Origin of the sequence: Rhodococcus sp. DMU2021 (assembly GCF_019641445.1) — a bacterium.
Classification (GTDB): domain Bacteria; phylum Actinomycetota; class Actinomycetes; order Mycobacteriales; family Mycobacteriaceae; genus Rhodococcus; species Rhodococcus pyridinivorans.
This window is the reverse complement of record NZ_JAIFKB010000036.1, coordinates 1-18124: the sequence shown is the minus strand read 5'-3', so window position 1 is coordinate 18124 and position 18124 is coordinate 1. Positions and strand designations below refer to the sequence as shown.

Genomic DNA, 18124 nt, shown 5'->3' with positions numbered 1-18124 from the left:
CTGACCATCGCCAAGGCCGGTCCGGCCCGCGTCCCCGCCGTCACGGCAGTCGCCACGCGCGCATCATCGGATGAGGCAACGAAGCAAACCTCGCGCGCATCTTGACGTGAGGCAATAGGGGCCGTGTGGGGATGTGCTCAGTTCACTGAGCGGAGGGGAGGTTGGATTGAATCAGTTCAAGAAGGCGATGCGTGGCAGGTACTGCCTGGGGAGGATCTACGCGCGCGGTTCTAACCTGAGGCCCGGCGACCCGTAGAGTGCCCTAGGTCACTTGCTGTCACCTCTGATTGGTGGCAATGGTGGTCCTGTCGCGATGCACGGGATTGTCGTATTGTGTACAAAGGGCGGTCGGTCGTTGAGGGACGTGTTCTGTTTCGGTACGCCAACGGCCGAGTTGGGCAAGTTCGGCGAGTTCTTTCGGCACGCCGGTGTGGATGCGTTTGAGCAGCTTGTACCTGAGTTAGGTCAGATTAGTGCGCACCGCGGATCGCGTTGATGAGTTTCTGCAGGTCGTCGGGTAGTGGGTCGGCGGCGGTGATGGTGTGGATGCCGGCTTTGATCTGCACGGTGCGATAGCGGCGAGCGGTCGTGACGAACTTCTTGATCGACCAGCCGGAGCGTTCCTCGATGACGCGGGTGATCGCGAGGGCGGCGAACACGATGCTCAGGTGGGCTTCGATGGAATCGCGGGTGTGATGGAAGATCGGGCGGGCGGCCAGGTCGCTCTTGGACATCCGGAAGCTCTTCTCGATCCGCCACAGCTGGTGGTAGGACCCGATGACGAATTCCGGTGTGGGAGCGGTGATATTGGTGGCGTAAGCCTTCCAGCCAGCCAATGTGCGAGCCTTGGTTTCCAGTTCGCGGTTGACGCTTTTGTCCGCGCCTTTGAGCGTGACGAACCGATTGCGTTTGACCGGTGCTTTGCCGGCGACCGCGTTCTCGGCCTTGGCGACTTGCTCGTTGATGCCGCGTACACTGCGCCGCGCCCGGTCGGCACTGTATGTGTAGTAGACGACCTGGTCACGGCGCTTGTTCTTCGACCCCGCCGGAAACGGCTGGGTCAACACCAGCCCGTCCGGTGGTATGGAGTCGGGATTGTTCGTGTGCCACTGCGCAATCAGATACGGGATTGTCGGGATCCTCTCACCCAGAATGAACGACAGACCGGCGGCCTCGATGGCTTTCTTGGTGGCAGCGGAGATCATCCCGGCATCAGCGACCACGGTGATGTCGTCGAGCTGGTGGGCGGCCATGAACGCCCGCAGCGTGGGCAGCATGGTGGCGGTCTCGGCCCGGTTGCCCTCGAACGCCTCGATCATCAGCGGAAACCCGGTCGAGTCGGTGAGCAGGCCGACCGTGATCTGCGGCTCAAGACGACGTTCCTTGGAGAATCCGGGCTCCCGGAACCCGTCGGCCTTGTCGGTCTCGAAGTACAGGGTGGTGACGTCGTACAAAATGAGGCTCGCCGGGCCCACCCCGGCGCGCGCTGCGCACGCCGCGGCCAGCCCGCGACGGAACTCGACCGTGGCGTACTGCGGTAGGCGACGGGTCAGGCTGCGATAGGACATGGTGTCGACGCCGACTTCGGTGAGGACTCGCAGCGAGTCCAGTTTGCTGGTGTGTTCGATGATTCGGGCGAGTACAAGATCTCGAAACACGCTGTCTCGGTTGGCTGCTGACTCGAATCCGAGGTCGGTGTAGACCGCGGCCAGGGTGCCCCACAGCACCTGCATCCGCGAGGACTGGATTGGCAGCGGCCCTGCCGCGGCGGCGAGGCCGAGGTCGAGTTCGGTCTGCCCGGCGGCCAGCCGCTTGGCGGCGACTTCTTTCAGCGCCGCCAGTTCGTCCTCGGTGTGTGCCGAGCCGATGTGCTCGATGTTGCGCGATCCGCACCGGTTCGAGTGCACGATTTGCACCGCTGTCGCTCCGGACGCGGTCTTCACCGTGCGCACATAGGCCACCCAGGCAGCTCACGACCCCTCACTCAGTGCACAAATTCTGACCACAGGACACCGATCGCCGCAGGTCAGAACTTCCCGAATTCCTCGGATCCTCCAACTTGTCCTAAGTCAGGTTGTACATCGCGATCTTCCCGTCACGCTTGTGCGGTTGGCCGTAGGCGTCGATCAGGTCTTGATAGACGGCGTAGGTGACCGCGACCGCCAGATGTTCCTCACGCGCTTCGAGGCCGTTGGTGATGCGGGTCTTCTGCCTGTCGGTCAACAAGCCGATTCGGGTGAGCAGAGGGCTGCGGATGCCGTAGAGCGGGTCCCCGGTGCGGCCGCGGTGTCCGCACGTATCCTGTTGCACGCGTTGACGACACACCGTGAGCTTGTCCGCGGCCAAGTGCACCACATGAAACGGATCCATCACCGCACGCGCCTTGTCCAGGGTTTCAGCGGTCGCGGTGCGATACCCGGAGAACCCGTCCATGGTGACGACCTTGATCCGGTCACGAAATGCAGGATCGCGCGCGGTCAGCCAATCCTTCAACGCCGCCTTGGAACGGTCGGCGACCATGTCCAGCAAGCGTGCCGGGCCGGTACCATCGACGATCGGTGTCAGGTCGACGAGCACGGTCACGAAACTCGAATCCCCCTTGCCGCGAACGTGTCTCCACTTGTGCTCATCCACCCCAAGGACCCACACCGTCCAGGCGGGCCGGTGCGGACGCCAGCATGCGGACCTCCTCGAGTGCGAGCGTGTTGACGGTGTTCCAGCCCAACCCGACCGCCGCGGCGACCACCTTGACCGACATTTTGTCGACGATCATCGCCCGCAGAATCCACGTGGTGGTGCAGCGGGTGACGTGGGCCCGTGGCGCCACGAGGGTCGAGATGTCGGCACGAAAGATCATGGTGGCACAGTCCGGGTTCTCGCACAGGTAGCGCGGCACCGCGATACGCAGCCGAGTCGGATGTCCCACGATCGGCAGATCAGCGACCTCACGATCGATGTGGTCACGCAGCCGACCGGCCTGCCCGCACCTGGGACACCCATCCTGAGGGGCCAGGACCTGGCAGAACACGTGGGTGCGGTCCTCGCCGTCGAGGGCGGCATCGGTGATCGTCACCCCGAGCTCGATGGTGCGGCAAATGGTGTCGGCAATAGCGCTACGCTGCAACATGGGTACTGTCGGTGCCGGGCTGATGGTGTGAGAACTTTCATCCTCACACCGCAGGACCCGCCCGATCTTCCATCACACCCGCGATTCCATCGAAGCCCACCTGAGCATCGTGTTCGCCGCCCTCGCGATCACCCGCGTCATCGAGGAACGCTCCGGCTGGTCGATCAAGAAGTTCGTCACGACCGCTCGCCGCTATCGCACCGTGCAGATCAAAGCCGGCACCCACACCATCACCGCCGCCGACCCACTACCCGACGACCTGCAGAAACTCATCAACGCGATCCGCGGTGCGCACTAATCTGACCTAACTCAGGTTACATCAAATCGACGAAGACGACCATTCCATGCTCTTGAGTGAGTTACGTCCCGCTCGTAGATGGGCGCGCATAATGCTCTCAGCCCAACCACCATCAGCCGCTTCGATAGCTTCGACAATTTCTCGATGAGCAGCGTGAGCACGCCGAAGATCGTCACCCGAGTGATGGCGAAACGCCTCAGCGACCATCGGCGCCGAAATCAATGTAGGAAGAAAAGCTACCAGTTGGCGGTTCCCGCCCATCTGATGCAATTCCGTGTGAAATTGGCGAGCCAGCCTGCTTAGCTCATCCCGGTTCGATTCTAATCCTTGGCTAGAAAGACGGTCTGTTTCATCGCATATTTCGTATAGCCGCTTTACGTCAGAAATGCTGCCGGCAGCCCTGCGTGCACCGTATCCTTCAAGCATTACCCTAAGTTCGAAAATATCGTCGAGGTCTTCTGCCGTCCAGCCGACAACAACTGCGCCGCGGTTCCTCAGAATCTTGACGAGTCCTTCTGCCTGAAGGCGATTCAGAGCCTCCCGAACTGGCGTCCGACTCACACCGACAGTTGAAGCAACGTCTTCTTCAGGAAGGCGGCTGCCCGGAAGGTACGTACCACCGATTATTCCATCACGGAGAACAGCGTAAACTGACTCCGCAGCGCCCGGCACGGCCTTACCATCGAGAGCCCTTTTCTCCAAATTAATTCACCAAATTCGCCATCTTTAGAGCCCCCTAAACTCAGCAATTCTAGCCATTTCACTAAAATTATACATGAGTCCATGCAGTAACGCACGCACAGCTCATCGTTAGAATGACATCTAATTGGCGGAAACAGCTAATCGGCAAAGCCGGTATGCGATGTATCACCGGCATTTCAGAGCAGCGATTTCGATCTCAAGCTCCTCAATACGGACGCGCGCAAGTTCTAGCAGATGATGCTCCGCCGTTGCCACTTCGGCCCCATGGAGAAACCCTGCAGTATCGTTGCTAAGGCGGTATGCAACCAGATCCGATATGTATACGTAGGTCAACCCATGGACATGGGCAAACTCAACAAGTTCCGCAGTCGTTGCCATACCATGAGGATCAATCTCAGACACTATCTCGCCCAGTGCTCCGACGGCACCAAGACCAGCTAAACGGGAAATATCTGATGCGGCTTCCACGCGCCCGGCCTTAGCCAGAACACCTCCCTCAGACGCTCTAATTGGAACGACGTGACCAGGCCTTGTAAAATCGTCTGAGTTCGACGTTGGATCGGCAAGCATTCTCATCGTCGCAGCGCGATCGTACGCCGAAATGCCGGTACCCGATTCATTACAGTCAACACTCACGCGGTAGGATGGATCATCCGCGTACATCGCAGGAAGATGCAATCGATCGCATTCGACATTCGGTAAGGCAACACAAATATAGCCGGAACTATGCCGGATCAAGAAAGAGACCACTGCCGTAGAAGCGGTACGAGCTGCACAAACCAGATCGCCTTCACCTGTGTTCTCTGAATCGATAACGACGATAGGCTTTCCTTCACGCACGTCCACGATGGCATTTTCCACACGCGTGAAGCGACCGTCCGGTGAACTCAGAAACGCAGGCGATGGGTCACCGCTACTGGTCACGGAATCCGTCGGTACCATAGCTCTCTCCTTGGATAACATCCAAATCCTCAATAAGAGGACCGGAGGACTCGGCCTACCAGCCGCGCCTTTCCCACTCCATTAGATTAGGCCGTTCGGAGCCTATAGTGGTGTCGTCGCCGTGACCGGGATAGACCCACGTATCATCCCCGTAAACATCGAATATCTTGGTAACGACCATTCCGTACAGAATCTCAAACAAGTCGGGCGTATCATACGAACTTCCGACACCGCCCGGAAAAAGGCAATCTCCGGTCCAAAGATGCGAAGACCCATCCGGCTCCTCGTACGCCAACACAATTGAACCTAACGTATGGCCCACGATGTGAATGGCCCTCAGCACCACATTGCCTACAACAACATCGTCGCCATCCCGAACCAATACGTCGGTAGGACAGGATATTGCCGGCGCATCGGCAGGATGGGCCAACGTCTGGGCTCCGGTACCAGCAACAACCGCCGAAAGCGCTTCCCAGTGATCCTTATGCGAGTGTGTCGTCAAGACCTTCGCAAGAGGCCGACTACCGAGATGACGCAACAGAGCCGGTGCATCAGTTGCAGCATCGATCAGCAGTCGCTCTCCAGTAGCAGTGCACTCGAGGATGTACGAATTGTTGCTGAACTCGCCCAACGCAATCTTGGTGATCCGAAGTCCTGGAACGTCTCTGACGCCGGGAAGCCCCCCGGGCACGACGCAGCCACTGTAGCTCATCGGACTAACAACCCCTCTCCACCTCATATCGGCGACATCGAACGCCGGACGTAACTCCGACAGCGACCGTTGCCCAGGCCGACCGGAACGCGCACTGTGTACATCATTGTATGCGGTCGTTGAACGCGTGCGCAAGACCTGCCTGGCGTGCATCACGCCGAACGGCGGATTCGAGCGTCTCTCTGCGCAGTCCATAGAGTCTTCTTCGGTGCACCCGGGGAGTCGACGCACTACTGCCCTGTAGACCACTCTTGACTTCCGATGTGAGGCCAGTTACATTCGTTGTATACAACCTCAGGCACTGTGGCGCCCTCGCATCATGCCTACAACCCCCACTCCTATTAGGGAGCTCACATGATGTCGAGCAGGCTCAACTATGTGAGATTCGGGACACCACTCAACGAGCCGCGGCTCACCACGAAAATCTGAAAGGGTACTGATGAGTACAGTCTTGACCCCCACCGACACAACCGACCCTACGAAATACATCGCCCGCGCGAAAGCTCTGGTTCCACTGCTCCGCGAGAACGCAACCGAACACCCCTTGGCTGTGAGCGAATCTACTTCGCCATCAAAAGGCGCTCGTTCAGAAGCGCTTTCGCTGTTCAACATTTGGTACCATGCACACCAGACATTTAATTACGAGAGTCTCGGAAATGTGCTATCTCCGGATGTTGAAATACATAGTCTATTCAGCCGTCGTCCGGTAGCTGGAAGAATCTCGGCCCTCAAGCATTTTCGCACGACGGTGTCCAGGTTCTCCGAGTTTGCAATGCCGCTTGTGTCACCTCCTGCAGCAAATGGCCACCAAACGGCTTTTGCCGAAGTAGATTTCACAGGCCGATTTAGCGGCGAACTGACATGGCGTGGCACCACTCACAAAGGCAAGCATCAACCCTTCCGTGTACCCGGAGTGATAATCCTTCATACGACTGAAACGAACGTTTCGTCCGTGAAGACATTGTTCGACCGAGACGACTGGTTATGCCAGATTGACATCGAATAGCCCGTCGACCTAGCTGTCCGCAGAGCAGCCCACTTTTAGTACCTTCCCCTCATCCTCTAAGAATGGAATACCATGACGACCAGCGGAATCGACGTCGCAGCTCGCATTGATGGTACAAGCTTCTCAAGCAAGGAACACTTCATTGGCCTTGTTAGAAAGGAGTTCCGTATCGCATTCGACATGCTCGTCGAGGCTACAGACGACGAATGGCATAAGCAAACCCCATGCGACATGTGGGAAGTTCGCGATATGGCCGGGCATCTTCTCGATACTGCATACGCGTACTTGGGGTACTTCAGCCAGGCCAGGAATTCTTTCCCGACCGAAGATCCCCTCGGTATGCAGGTCTACGGCGATTCACTTGGTTTGAGCGCCCTCGAGTACCGAAAAGTAGACCGTTGGGAAGTCCTCGGTCGGCTCGAGGCCTGTGTCGAGCAATTGCTCAACAACTTCGAGGAGCTCACCGAGGACGAATGGGGCGGGCTGTTCGTTCCTCACCGTTGGGTTGGTCCCGTACCTGCATACCTCATGGTGGCATTCCAACTCATCGATTACTCAATCCACAACTGGGACCTTCGGACTGCGCTCGGTAAGCCAGCATTTATCGACGAACCTTCCTCTGATCTTCTCGTACCGTTCCTCTTCGGCTTGATGCAGATCACTGTCCTGCCGGAACTCGCTGCCGAAGCAGATCTGACCGTCAAGATCGAGTTCACCAGCCCGCGATCTGAATACTGGACGGTACGGGTTGCCCACGGGGACCTCGCGTTCAACCCTGGCGCACCGGAGACATATGACGCCGAATTCAAGTTCACAACACCCGAATTCTCGTTGGACGTCTACCAGCGCGTGCGCGGCGGAATCGAAGGTGGAGACGCTGAGGCAATCGAACTCTTTAGAAAGATGTTTTTCACCATCTAAGTGCTTGCTGGGTCGCAACTGTTGTCCATCTACACCTTCTGATTCCCAGAAGACGGCAGGCTGCTGGCCAAAACACTCTGGTACTCACATTGAAACGAAAACGAACTAGATTATGACGCGCATCGTCAGCATCCCCGAGTTCCTCAAGGCAGGCGCAGACAAGTGGCCTGATACGCCTTGGTGCAGAACTCCAAGTGGGGGAGTCGTCACCAGATCAGAACTATATAATGATGCCCTGCGATGTGCCGGAGGCCTCAAGGAACTAGGCGTCAATCCCGGAGAACGTGTCGTAATTTGTCTACCCAACGGACACGATTTTCTCCGAGCGTGGTTCTCCATCGCACTAATCGGAGCGGTGAGCGTCGCGGTGAACCCTGCATCCGCGCCTGAACTGCCTACCGTGGTCCGCGACGTCAATGCTCGTTACATTATCGCGGAACCGCGGGCCGAGGTACCTACCACCACTGCACGGATCATCGGTGTATCTGACCTGATCGACTCTGAGCCCACCAAACCAGCAGAAGTTTCTCCTGACGAAATTGCGTCGCTAATCCAAAGTTCGGGAAGTAGCGGACATCCCAAGTTCGTAATTGAGAACCACAAAATGTACACGCTGGGCGCAGAGGGGTATCCGTACTGGCTTGGGATTGGCGAAGAGGACGTCCTCCTCACGACTCTTCCACTATCCCATCTGAACGCACAAGTATACTCAACCTTGGGCTCGTTCGGATGCGGAGCCGAGCTAATTCTTCTGCCTCGATTCTCAGCGCGCAACTTTTGGCGCTCGGTCAACGACTACGGAGTAACCGCATTCAATGCAATAGGCGCGATGCTTGAAATACTCATGAGTCGACCACCATCTCCGGAAGAATCCGCGCACAAGGTGCGTATCTGCTATAGCGCTCCTGCGCCGACACCTGAACGTCACGATGAAATCGAGAAACGTTTCGGCTTCCGATTGGTGATCGGATACGCGCTGTCAGAGACGCCTTACGGACTCGTTGCTTCACTCCAAGAACCGACTGTTTATGGTTCAATGGGACGACCGCGGCAACACCCAGTTCACGGGACGATAAACCAGGCGAGAATTGCAGACGAGTACGGGGAACGCGTTGCAACGGGCCAAACCGGAGAACTCCAGCTCTTTAACCCGGCAATCACGCCTGGATATGTTGGCTCAGGAGATGAGAAGCTATCATTGACTGACGACGGATGGTTGCGGACCGGCGACCTTGCCTACGCCGACAGCAGGAACAACTACTTCTTTGCGGGTCGAATCAAAGAAATGATCCGCCGGCGGGGAGAGAATCTATCTGCGGCTGAAGTCGAAAAGGTCCTCGACGATCATCCGAGTATCGCCTCATCAGCAGTCATCGGCGTACCCTCCCCGTTGGGTGAAGAGGATATTAAGGCATTCATTATGCTTCAGAGTGGCTCACAACTTGATGGCGCGCAAGTGGTTTCATGGTGTCAAGACAGACTTCCGCCATTCAAACAACCACGCTATGTAGAGTTTGTCGACACATGGCCATTGACATCTACGATGAAGATCGCCAAAAAGTCCCTTTCGAGAAGTCGAACTCAGAACGAAATTGATCTGGAACAATAGGAAGTCGCCAACCAAATCGCGCGGTCTATCTACGATCCATCACCACAAATAGAATTAAAGGAGAATCAACGTGATTCTACAGGACCGGACCATCATCGTAACTGGCGCTGCCAGCGGTATCGGAGAGACGACAGCCAGGCATTTGTCGAGTGTCGGCGCGAATGTCGTTATCGCCGATATCAACCCGGCCGGCGAGAGAATCGCGGCGGAGATTCGCGACTCCGGCAGATCGTCGCTTTTCGTCCGAACTGACGTTAGCGACGAGAGCAGCGTCGAATCGATGGTTTCAAAGGCAGTCAGCCAGTTTGGGAGCATCGAAGGAGCTTTAACAACGCCGGTCTCGAGCAGGCGAGTCTTCCGTTGCACGAGATCTCGGCGGACCAGTGGAACCGTGTCATCGGCGTTGACCTCACAGGTGTGTTTAACTGCCTCAAGCATGAGATTGCGGCAATGCTGACGACCGGTGGCGGCGCAATCGTCAATGTAGGTTCAGTGCTCGGCGCCACGGCAATGCCTAACGCATCCGAGTACACCGCCGCGAAGCATGGTGTCGTCGGTCTTACCCGTGCGGCAGCTTCTGACTATGCCACCAAGGGGATTCGGGTTAACGCAGTGATGCCCGGTGTCACCAGCACTCCGATGATTCAGCGAGCGTCTCAGGATCCTGTCTTCGCGGCGCACTTCGACGCAATCCGTCTACGTCACAGTATGGAGAGGTTCGCAGAACCGTCAGAAATCAGTGCCGCCGTTGTTTGGCTCCTTTCTGACGCAGCTTCATTCGTGACTGGAGCTGACTTGGCTGTCGACGGCGGATGGATGGCGACGTGACGATCCATGTTAGCCAGGCTGCAGTGAGTCCTAACCACCTCAATTTTGAACCTGTGGATCCCGAGCATTTCCGAGGGGTAATTGGACGATTCACCAGTGGTGTAACGATCGTTTCGACACGATCTGAAGATTTGGATTTCGGAACGACGGTGAGCGCGTGCACCTCGATCTCACTCGAACCGGCTATGATTGCTGTTTGTCTGAATCGCGAGAGCAGTACGCAGAAGGCTGTCCTTTCCCGAGGGTTCTTTGGCGTAAGTATCTTGTCGACCGCCCACACTGATTTGGCGGGACGGTTTGCCGGAAAGGGTGCTGGCAAGTTCAATTTCGAACCGTCCCGAGGGCCACTCGGAATGCCGCTAATTGGCGGCGCCCTCGCCCAGATCGAATGCGAGCTAGATGACGCCGTTAGTGTTGGCACCCATACACTTCTGATCGGCAGCGTTCGATATGCGGTCGCTTCAGATGCTGAACCACTCGCGTACTTTCGTGGTCGATTTGGGCGCTTCGATTCGAGCATAGGAGAGTAAGCGTCACCCTGGATTCTGGACCTGATGACAGGAGTGTAATTCGAGATTATCGATCGGCAACAGTAGAGTCACTCTGGTTAAATCCAGCCAGTAGCTTAAGAAGGGCTGTTGCCGATCGATATTTCGGCAGCCCACAAGAGGTATTTGTTTCGGGCGTACATCCGCATTCTGATAATCGAATCCGCTTTAGTACGATTGAAAAATTATGGCTACGAATCTTACTTATCAAATCCTGGGTAGACACTTGACAGCAGGGGAACTTACGCCCGGTTCAGACATCACGGTCTCGCCCGATCAGATCCTTATCGAAGATGCGACCGGAACCATGGCGGCAATGCAGTATGAAGAGCTTGGTCTCGATTCAATCCATGTTTCTCTTGCGGTAATGTATGTCGATCACAATGTTTTGCAGATCGATGACAAGAACATGCAGGACCACCGCTACCTGAGATCGTTCTGTGAAAAGTATGGTCTCCGGTATTCGCCAGCCGGTCATGGAATCTCTCACTATATTCATCTGGAGAGGTTCACCAAGCCTGGGGAACTTCTTCTTGGTGCAGACTCGCACACGTCTACCGCTGGCGCTGTTGGAATGTTTGCGACCGGCGCGGGAGGCCTCGAAGTCGCGGTCGCCATGGGTGGCTATGGATTTGACTTCCCTTGTCCTCGGGTGATCGGCGTCGAGTTAATCGGCTATCTTGGCAATGCTGTCGAAGCAAAGGACATTGTCCTTGAGATTCTTCGCCGCTATGGTGTCCGCGGCGGACGCGGAGCCGTCTTTGAATTCTTTGGGCCCGCGGTTGAGTCAATACCAATCTCGGGTCGCGCCACAATCGCGAACATGATTATTGAGACGGGTGCAACCACAGCGGTGTTCCCTTCGGACTCTCAGACATTGCGCTGGCTTGTCGAGCAGAACAGAGCCCACGACTTTGTTCGGATGTCTGCCGATCCTGACGCGTTATACGATGACGTTATTCAGATTGACCTTACCGACCTCGTCCCGCTGGTTGCAGTTCCTCACTCGCCCGGTAATGTATTGCCGGTATCGGAGCTACCAGAGACTCGAGTGTCTCAGGTATGCGTCGGTTCGTCTGTCAACAGTTCCTACGATGATCTTGCCACTGTAGCGGCTTCAATTCGGGGCCACACGATTCATCCGCAGGTCGATTTAACAGTCACACCAGGTTCGCGTCAGATTCTCCGAACAATTATCGAAGGCGGCGTGTATGACGATCTCATGGACGCCGGGGCGCGGATGCTGGAACCCGTATGTGGTCCATGCGTTGGCATCGGTCAAGCCCCGCTGCAGGGAGCTGCTTCTTTAAGGACGTTCAACCGGAACTTTCCGGGTCGAAGCGGCACCGCCGAGGATCAAGTTTACCTGTGTAGTCCATCGACTGCTGCGGTGAGCGCTATAACCGGAAGGATCACGGATCCTTCTTCCCGGCCTGAGATCACGATACGTCCGACGCCAGCACCAGATCTGTCGCTTCATACGGCATTAATCACTGAGGTCCTTCCCGACCACGTTCGCGCAGCCGTGACCATTGAACGTGGGCCGAATCTTGTTCCTCCACCGTTACCATCGCCAGTTTCTAATGAGGTATCGGGGCGAGTTCTTATTTGTGTCGGTGATGACATTTCTACGGGTGATATGGCACCAGACGGTGCTATCGCGATGTCTGTCTGGTCGAATATCGCGCTATGTGCGAAGTTCATGTTCAACCGTCACAATTCGGAGTTCCACGATCGTGCGCTCGAATGGGGCGGCGGAGTGATCGTTGCAGGAGAGAACTATGGGCAAGGGTCAAGTCGAGAGCATGCGGCGTTGATACCCGTATATCTTGGCATTCGAACCATCGCCGCTAGAAGCTACGCTCGAATCCATCGCCGTAATCTCATCGCCGCGGGCGTAGTGCCACTTGTCCTGCCTGACGATGCGCCCGTATTCACGGTTGGCGAGGAGTGGAAATTGCACGGGCTTCGGGATGCGATTCTCGACGGTTCGCCATCGATCAGTGTATCCCTAAGCGGAAACAAATCAATCGATCTAGGAATTGATCTGACGGCAGGCGAACGGAAGGTCCTTGCCGATGGTGGCCTGCTTGCTCACATCAGAGCCGGTGGCCGTTCTCCGATAGTGTAGCGTTTCGTTACTTCATGTCTTTATATTATAGTCCATCATACGTACGTTGCAAGGAATCATGGTCATGACAAGCACACTACCCCTCGCAGGTATCCGGGTGCTGGAGCTCGGAAACTATATTGCCGCTCCCACTGCAGGCCGTCTGTTGGCAGATTTTGGTGCTGAAGTGATCAAGGTCGAGCGGCCCGGTACAGGCGATGAACTGCGTAATTGGCGTCTCTACGCGGGTTCAACTTCGATGCTTTTCCGCACAATCAATCGAAACAAGAAGTCGATTGTGCTTGATCTGCGCACCCAACAAGGTCGAGACGACGTCGTAGCTCTGGCGCGACATTGCGATATAGTGATTGAGAATTTTCGACCAGGTACTCTCGAGCGTTGGGGCATCGGACCTGAAGTCCTCAATAGTGCTAATCCGACAATAATAATTGCCCGGATATCTGCCTTCGGGCAATCAGGACCCATGTCCTCACGGCCCGGATTTGCAGCGGTTGCGGAAGCCTACGGCGGCCTCCGTGAACTTGTCGGAGAACCAGATCGGGCGCCTGCGCGCACCGGAGTTTCAATTGGTGACTCACTTGCTGGCATCTATGCCGCTTTTGGCGTGATGATGGGACTTTTCAGTCGGAGTAGAACTGGAGATAGTCCGGCACCACTACGAGATAGAATTGTCGACGTCGCCTTGAACGAGTCGGTTCTTTCAGTTATGGAATCGCTCGTGCCAGATTATCTCGCCTATGGGGTCGAACGGAAACGAATCGGCGGCCGTGTAGAAGGTATTGCTCCGTCAAACGCGTATATGTGTAGTGACGGAAAGTCGGTGGTAATTGCTGGCAACAGCGACGCAATTTTCTATCGGTACATGAATGCGATTGGCCGGCCTGACCTTGCCGACGACTCGAATCTTGCTACTAATGATCTTCGCTGGCAACGCAGGGACGAACTAGATATGGCAATTGAGTCCTGGACCGCGCAGCACTCCCGCGAAACAGTGCTCGCCATTCTCTCCGATGCCGACGTACCGTCCGGACCTATTGCGACAGCAGCTGATATCGTGGTCGACGACCAGTATCTGGCTCGAGATATGATCCAGCACTTTCCGGTTGATGTTGGCGAGGAGGATCCCAAGTTGGTGGGTTTCCCGGGGATCGTTCCCGTGATATCAGATAAGTCGTTACCGATCCGAAGTGTCGGCCCAGATCTCGGCGAACATACTGATTATATTAGGACTCATTACATCGAAGGTGGCTACTGATGACTACCGTACCTGCGCGGTCGGCGTCGCTCCGAGACGTTACGCTCCGTGATGGCCTGCAGTTGGTGGGCAAGGCTATCCCCCTTGAACGTAAACTGGAGATTGTCCGCGTCCTCCTTGATATTGGTGTGCCTGAGATTGAGATTGGGTCTTTAGCTCGTCCAGACCTTGTTCCGGCGATGGCGGATACATTGGATCTCGTCGCCGAACTCACTACGGAGGAGCGCAAACGATGCTGGCTCTGGGTCGCAACGCCGCGCCATGTCGAGCAAGCTGCCGCGGCAGGAGCGGTGAACTTTCAATACTGTCTGTCAGTGTCAAATAGCCACAATCAGGCTAACATTGGGCGCGATACAGAGGATTCTATAGCGGCTATGCCTGCGGCCATAGAAATTGCTGATTCAGTCGGGGGACGTATGCAATTGTGCTTGGCCACGGCGTTTACATGTCCGTTCGACGGGCCTGTAGATCCGTACTGCACATTGGACATCATCGCGGATCCCCGTACATATGGCAGTCACGACATCGTGTTGTGCGATACGCTTGGCCAGGCAATTCCGAGCGAGGTCGACTCTCTGGTACGAAAGTCTAGAGCGTTGGCACCCCAGCGACGGTTGGTATTCCATGGGCATGACACCTGGGGCATGGGGGTAGCGAATACGCTGGCCGCCATTAATGCCGGTGTTGACCTTGTGGATGGCGCTCTCGGAGGCCTCGGTGGTTGTCCTTTCGCTCCTGGAGCAAGCGGGAATACATCCACCGAGGATATCCTGTTTGCTACGCGTCCCGACTATCTTGATCCCTCTGCTTTTCAACGGCTCGTTGGCGTCTCGGAACAACTTCTCTCCGAACTTTCTGAGGAACCTAGGTCTCGGGCGGCACAAGGGGCTCGCTCTCGGGCGCATAGCTTTCCTTGGGTAATTGACTAATTGGTCATGCTAATGAAACTTGTGTGGACCGGGCAGAAGCAGCTTGTGCTTTGTCGGCTCTTCCGGATTCAGAGTGCATCGAGGCGTTTTGCCAGGCCGCCGGAGTGGATAAGCGACCGCAAGATGTAGTGGTTGAGGTTGCGGAAGCCCAGGGCGATGCCACGCAGGTGTTCGAGTCGTCCGTTGATCGCTTCAACGGGCCCGTTGGAGGCGCCGGTGTCGAAGTAGGCCAGGATCTCGGCACGTCGGGCCCACAACGAGCGGCCGAGCTGGGCGAGTTCGAGCAGACCGGCCGGCAGGCCGGTGTGGATCTTCTTGAGGACCTTGTACATCAAGATCTTCCCGTCCCGCTTGCGTTCCTGGTCGTAGGCCTCGATCAACTGTTGGTAGATCGCGTAGCTGATCGCGACGGCGAGATGGTCCTCGTGGGCTTCCTGACCCGAGCGCAGCCGAGTCTTCTGCTTGTCGGTGAGTAACCCGATGCGGGTCAGCAGGGTGCGGCGGACACCGAACAGCGGATCCATCACCGGCCGCGCCTGCTCGAGCGCTTCGGCGGTGGCGGTGCGATACCCAGTGAACCCATCCATCGCCACCACCCGGATGCGGTCACGAAACGACTGATCGCGGGCAACGAGCCAGTCGGTAAGGGCGGCCTTGGATCGGCCGGCGACCATGTCGCAACAACCTGGCTGGGCCAGTTCGTCACCCCCAGCTCGATCGTGCGGCAAATCGTGTCGGCAATAGCGCTATGAAACGCCCCGGGTTTGTCGGAGGCTCTCGAATCTGTGAAGGATGGAGAGCATGGCAGCACCACGGAAGTACAGCGTTGAGCTGAAGGAGCGGGCGACGCGGATGGCGGTGGAGGCCCGCAAGGACCCAGCCACGCGACCAGGGGCGCTCAAACGGATCGGCGATCAACTCGGTGTGCACCCGGAGGCGCTTCGCACCTGGGTCAAGCAGGCCGAGATCGATGGCGGGGACCGCCCGGGGACCACGACCAGCGAGGCTGAGCGGATCGCGCAGCTGGAACGGGAGAACCGGGAGTTGCGGCGGGCGAACACCATCTTGAAGCAGGCATCAGCTTTCTTTGCGGCGGAGATCGACCGCCCACAGCGTTGATCGTGGAGTTCGTCGCCGCTTTCCGCGACGAACACGGAGTCGATCCGATCTGCGCGGCCCTGCGCGACACGGCCGCCCAGATCGCTCCGTCCACAGTCCGAGCCCATCTGAGCTCTCGACGAGTCGAGGCGCCACGGGTGGTCCGTGACCGCGAGATCCTCGGTGAGATCCGCACCGTGCATGCCGACAATCTCGGCGTCTACGGTGCCCGCAAAGTCCACGCCGAACTACGTAGAAAGGGTATCGGCGTGGCCCGGTGCACCGTCGAGCGGTTGATGAAAGCTGATGGGCTGCAGGGGATAACGAGATCCAAGACGCGGAAGACCACGCACAGCGAGGGGGCCGAAACTCCGCAGCCGGCCGATCGTGTCGAACGGCAGTTCACCGCGGCGGCGCCCAACGCGCTGTGGGTGGCGGACCTGACCTACATCCGCACACACTCGGGGTGGGTGTATGCCGCGTTCATCCTCGACGTCTTCTCAAGGATGGTCGTGGGCTGGCAGGTCTCGACCACCATGCACACCGACCTCGCGCTCGACGCCTTGGATATGGGGTTGTGGGCGCGGTCGCGTGCCGGCCAGGGCGTGGCCGGGCTGATTCACCACTCCGACCGCGGAGTGCAGTATCGAGCCATCCGCTACACCGAACGTCTCGCCGAAGCAGACGCAGTGACTTCTGTTGGCTCCAAGGGTGATTCGTACGACAATGCGATGGCCGAGGCGTTCAACTCGTTGTTCAAGGCCGAGTGTATCCGTAACCCAGTCATGCGCCCTCGCGGTGGCTGGGGCGGTGTCGGCGAGGTCGAGATCGCCGTCGCCGAGTACATCGACTGGTTCAATCACCGCCGCCTGCACGGCGAGATCGGGCACGTCCCACCCGTCGAGTACGAGACCACCTACTGGTCGACCCACACAGTCACCAGCTACCGTGAGAACCCGGTCCCGGCAAACGCTGGAACCAAGTAACCGAGCCCCCAGCAAACCCGGGGCGATTCAGCACGCGCAGTGATGGACCCGTTCCACGTAGTCGCCCTGGCCGGGGAGAAACTCACCCTGTGCCGCCAACGCATCCAGCAGGACACCTGCGGGCACCGGGGCCGCACCGATGACCCGCTCTACGGCATCCGCCGCACCCTACTCACCCGGATCGAGCTGCTCACCGACAAACAGAAAACCAAGCTGCACAACGGTTTAGACGCCCGCGACGAACACCTGGCGGTCGCGGTCACCTACGCGTTCTATCAAGACCTCATCAACGCCTACGACCAACCCAACAAACGCGACGGCAAGATTCTGATGTTCAAGGCGCTGAAGAAGATTCGCACCGGCCTACCCGCCGGGCTGGCCGAACTCGCTCAACTCGGGCGTTCCCTGTGGGCCCGACGTGCCGAGATCCTGGCCTACTTCGTCACCGGCGCCTCCAACGGCCCCGTCGAAGCCATCAACGGACGCCTGGAACACCTCCGCGGAATCGCCCTCGGGTTCCGCAACCTCAACCACTACATCTTGCGATCACTTATCCACTCAGGCGGCCTGGGACAACACCTGGACGCACTCTGATTCCGGAAGAGCCGGATAACGCGTGGGCTGAATCGTTCAATGGTTCGTTGAAGAATGAACTGGTGAATCGGACGGTGTATCCGACTAGAAAGCACGCGATCGTTGATGTGACATCGTGGATTGAATTGCGTTACAATCGGATTCGTCTTCATTCCGGTCTGGGCTATCAAACCCCTGACGAAGTTGAAGCTGCGTGGTTCGAACAGACTCGGGCTGCGTGACCAGATAGTGGAGATCCCACCGTCCACGACTCACCGGGCATGTCATTGTTTGTCTCTAGCCGCGGATCACGATCCCTGAATTGAGGGTCTGACAGGGTCTAGCCTGGAGATTTCCTCTCATGCGGGCTGAGCCCGGCGTGTAAAGCACGGAAGTGCCTGTCCGGTAGTGGATTCTTGGCTTGTCGAAGGTCAAGTATCCGTCATCGAGAGAGGCACT

Annotated in this window: 12 protein-coding genes, 6 pseudogenes and 1 other annotated feature; of the genes and pseudogenes, 12 read left to right on the top strand and 6 right to left on the bottom strand. The window is 57.4% G+C overall.

Annotated features, from left to right (window positions below):
- Positions 1-470: 470 nt before the first annotated feature.
- On the bottom strand, positions 471-1916 hold the full coding sequence (locus K3M35_RS24545; protein WP_220667152.1) for an IS1634 family transposase: 1446 nt from the start codon (positions 1914-1916) through the stop codon (positions 471-473).
- Between the two features lie 154 nt (positions 1917-2070).
- Positions 2071-3127, bottom strand: a pseudogene (locus K3M35_RS24540) (ISL3 family transposase); the annotation flags it as partial.
- Positions 3128-3161: 34 nt separating this feature from the next.
- Here K3M35_RS24540 and K3M35_RS24535 point away from each other — a divergent pair.
- Positions 3162-3425, top strand: a pseudogene (locus K3M35_RS24535) (IS1634 family transposase); the annotation flags it as partial.
- Between the two features lie 21 nt (positions 3426-3446).
- On the opposite strand, the gene K3M35_RS24530 reads toward K3M35_RS24535, so the two are convergent.
- From K3M35_RS24530 to K3M35_RS24520, 3 genes are all read right to left on the bottom strand, one after another.
- The gene (locus K3M35_RS24530; RefSeq protein ID WP_220667149.1) at positions 3447-4097 is read right to left on the bottom strand and encodes a GntR family transcriptional regulator; all 651 of its coding nucleotides are present in this window, start codon (positions 4095-4097) and stop codon (positions 3447-3449) included.
- Positions 4098-4292: 195 nt separating this feature from the next.
- On the bottom strand, positions 4293-5051 hold the full coding sequence (locus tag K3M35_RS24525) for a 3,4-dihydroxy-2-butanone-4-phosphate synthase (RefSeq protein ID WP_220667148.1): 759 nt from the start codon (positions 5049-5051) through the stop codon (positions 4293-4295).
- 73 nt (positions 5052-5124) lie between these two features.
- Complete coding sequence (locus tag K3M35_RS24520; protein WP_259444438.1) at positions 5125-5700, bottom strand: MBL fold metallo-hydrolase; 576 nt, start codon at positions 5698-5700, stop codon at positions 5125-5127.
- 532 nt (positions 5701-6232) lie between these two features.
- Here K3M35_RS24520 and K3M35_RS24515 point away from each other — a divergent pair.
- From K3M35_RS24515 to K3M35_RS24475, 8 genes and pseudogenes are all read left to right on the top strand, one after another.
- Positions 6233-6787, top strand: coding sequence for a hypothetical protein (locus K3M35_RS24515; RefSeq protein WP_220667147.1), 555 nt, complete (start codon positions 6233-6235; stop codon positions 6785-6787).
- A gap of 72 nt (positions 6788-6859) precedes the next feature.
- On the top strand, positions 6860-7708 hold the full coding sequence (locus K3M35_RS24510) for a maleylpyruvate isomerase family mycothiol-dependent enzyme (protein ID WP_220667146.1): 849 nt from the start codon (positions 6860-6862) through the stop codon (positions 7706-7708).
- Positions 7709-7820: 112 nt separating this feature from the next.
- Entirely contained in the window at positions 7821-9317 is a 1497-nt protein-coding gene (locus K3M35_RS24505; protein WP_220667145.1) for an AMP-binding protein, read from the top strand.
- 70 nt (positions 9318-9387) lie between these two features.
- Positions 9388-10145 (top strand): annotated as a pseudogene (locus K3M35_RS26990) (SDR family NAD(P)-dependent oxidoreductase).
- Complete coding sequence (locus K3M35_RS26985; RefSeq protein WP_374107784.1) at positions 10130-10675, top strand: flavin reductase family protein; 546 nt, start codon at positions 10130-10132, stop codon at positions 10673-10675. Before K3M35_RS26990 ends, K3M35_RS26985 begins: the two are co-directional and overlap by 16 nt.
- Positions 10676-10880: 205 nt before the next feature.
- Entirely contained in the window at positions 10881-12824 is a 1944-nt protein-coding gene (locus K3M35_RS24485; RefSeq protein ID WP_220667141.1) for an aconitate hydratase, read from the top strand.
- Between the two features lie 64 nt (positions 12825-12888).
- Positions 12889-14079, top strand: a complete 1191-nt coding sequence (locus tag K3M35_RS24480; RefSeq protein ID WP_374107783.1) for a CaiB/BaiF CoA transferase family protein — start codon at positions 12889-12891, stop codon at positions 14077-14079.
- Positions 14079-15008, top strand: a complete 930-nt coding sequence (locus tag K3M35_RS24475; RefSeq protein ID WP_220667140.1) for a hydroxymethylglutaryl-CoA lyase — start codon at positions 14079-14081, stop codon at positions 15006-15008. The genes K3M35_RS24480 and K3M35_RS24475 overlap by 1 nt, the downstream gene beginning before the upstream one ends.
- 68 nt (positions 15009-15076) lie before the next feature.
- Here the strand turns inward: K3M35_RS24475 and K3M35_RS24470 are convergent.
- Positions 15077-15707: pseudogene (locus tag K3M35_RS24470) on the bottom strand (transposase); the annotation flags it as partial.
- Positions 15708-15809: 102 nt separating this feature from the next.
- Between K3M35_RS24470 and K3M35_RS24465 the strand changes: the two are divergent.
- The 3 genes and pseudogenes from K3M35_RS24465 to K3M35_RS26980 all read left to right on the top strand — a co-directional run bounded on the left by K3M35_RS24465 (position 15810) and on the right by K3M35_RS26980 (position 17907).
- Positions 15810-17092 (top strand): annotated as a pseudogene (locus K3M35_RS24465) (IS3 family transposase).
- Positions 16088-16216, top strand: a sequence feature (AL1L pseudoknot). (Overlaps the previous pseudogene by 129 nt.)
- A gap of 24 nt (positions 17093-17116) precedes the next feature.
- Positions 17117-17686: pseudogene (locus K3M35_RS24460) on the top strand (transposase); the annotation flags it as partial.
- On the top strand, positions 17638-17907 hold the full coding sequence (locus K3M35_RS26980; RefSeq protein ID WP_374107785.1) for an integrase core domain-containing protein: 270 nt from the start codon (positions 17638-17640) through the stop codon (positions 17905-17907). The pseudogene K3M35_RS24460 and the gene K3M35_RS26980, both read left to right, overlap by 49 nt.
- Positions 17908-18124: the final 217 nt, after the last annotated feature.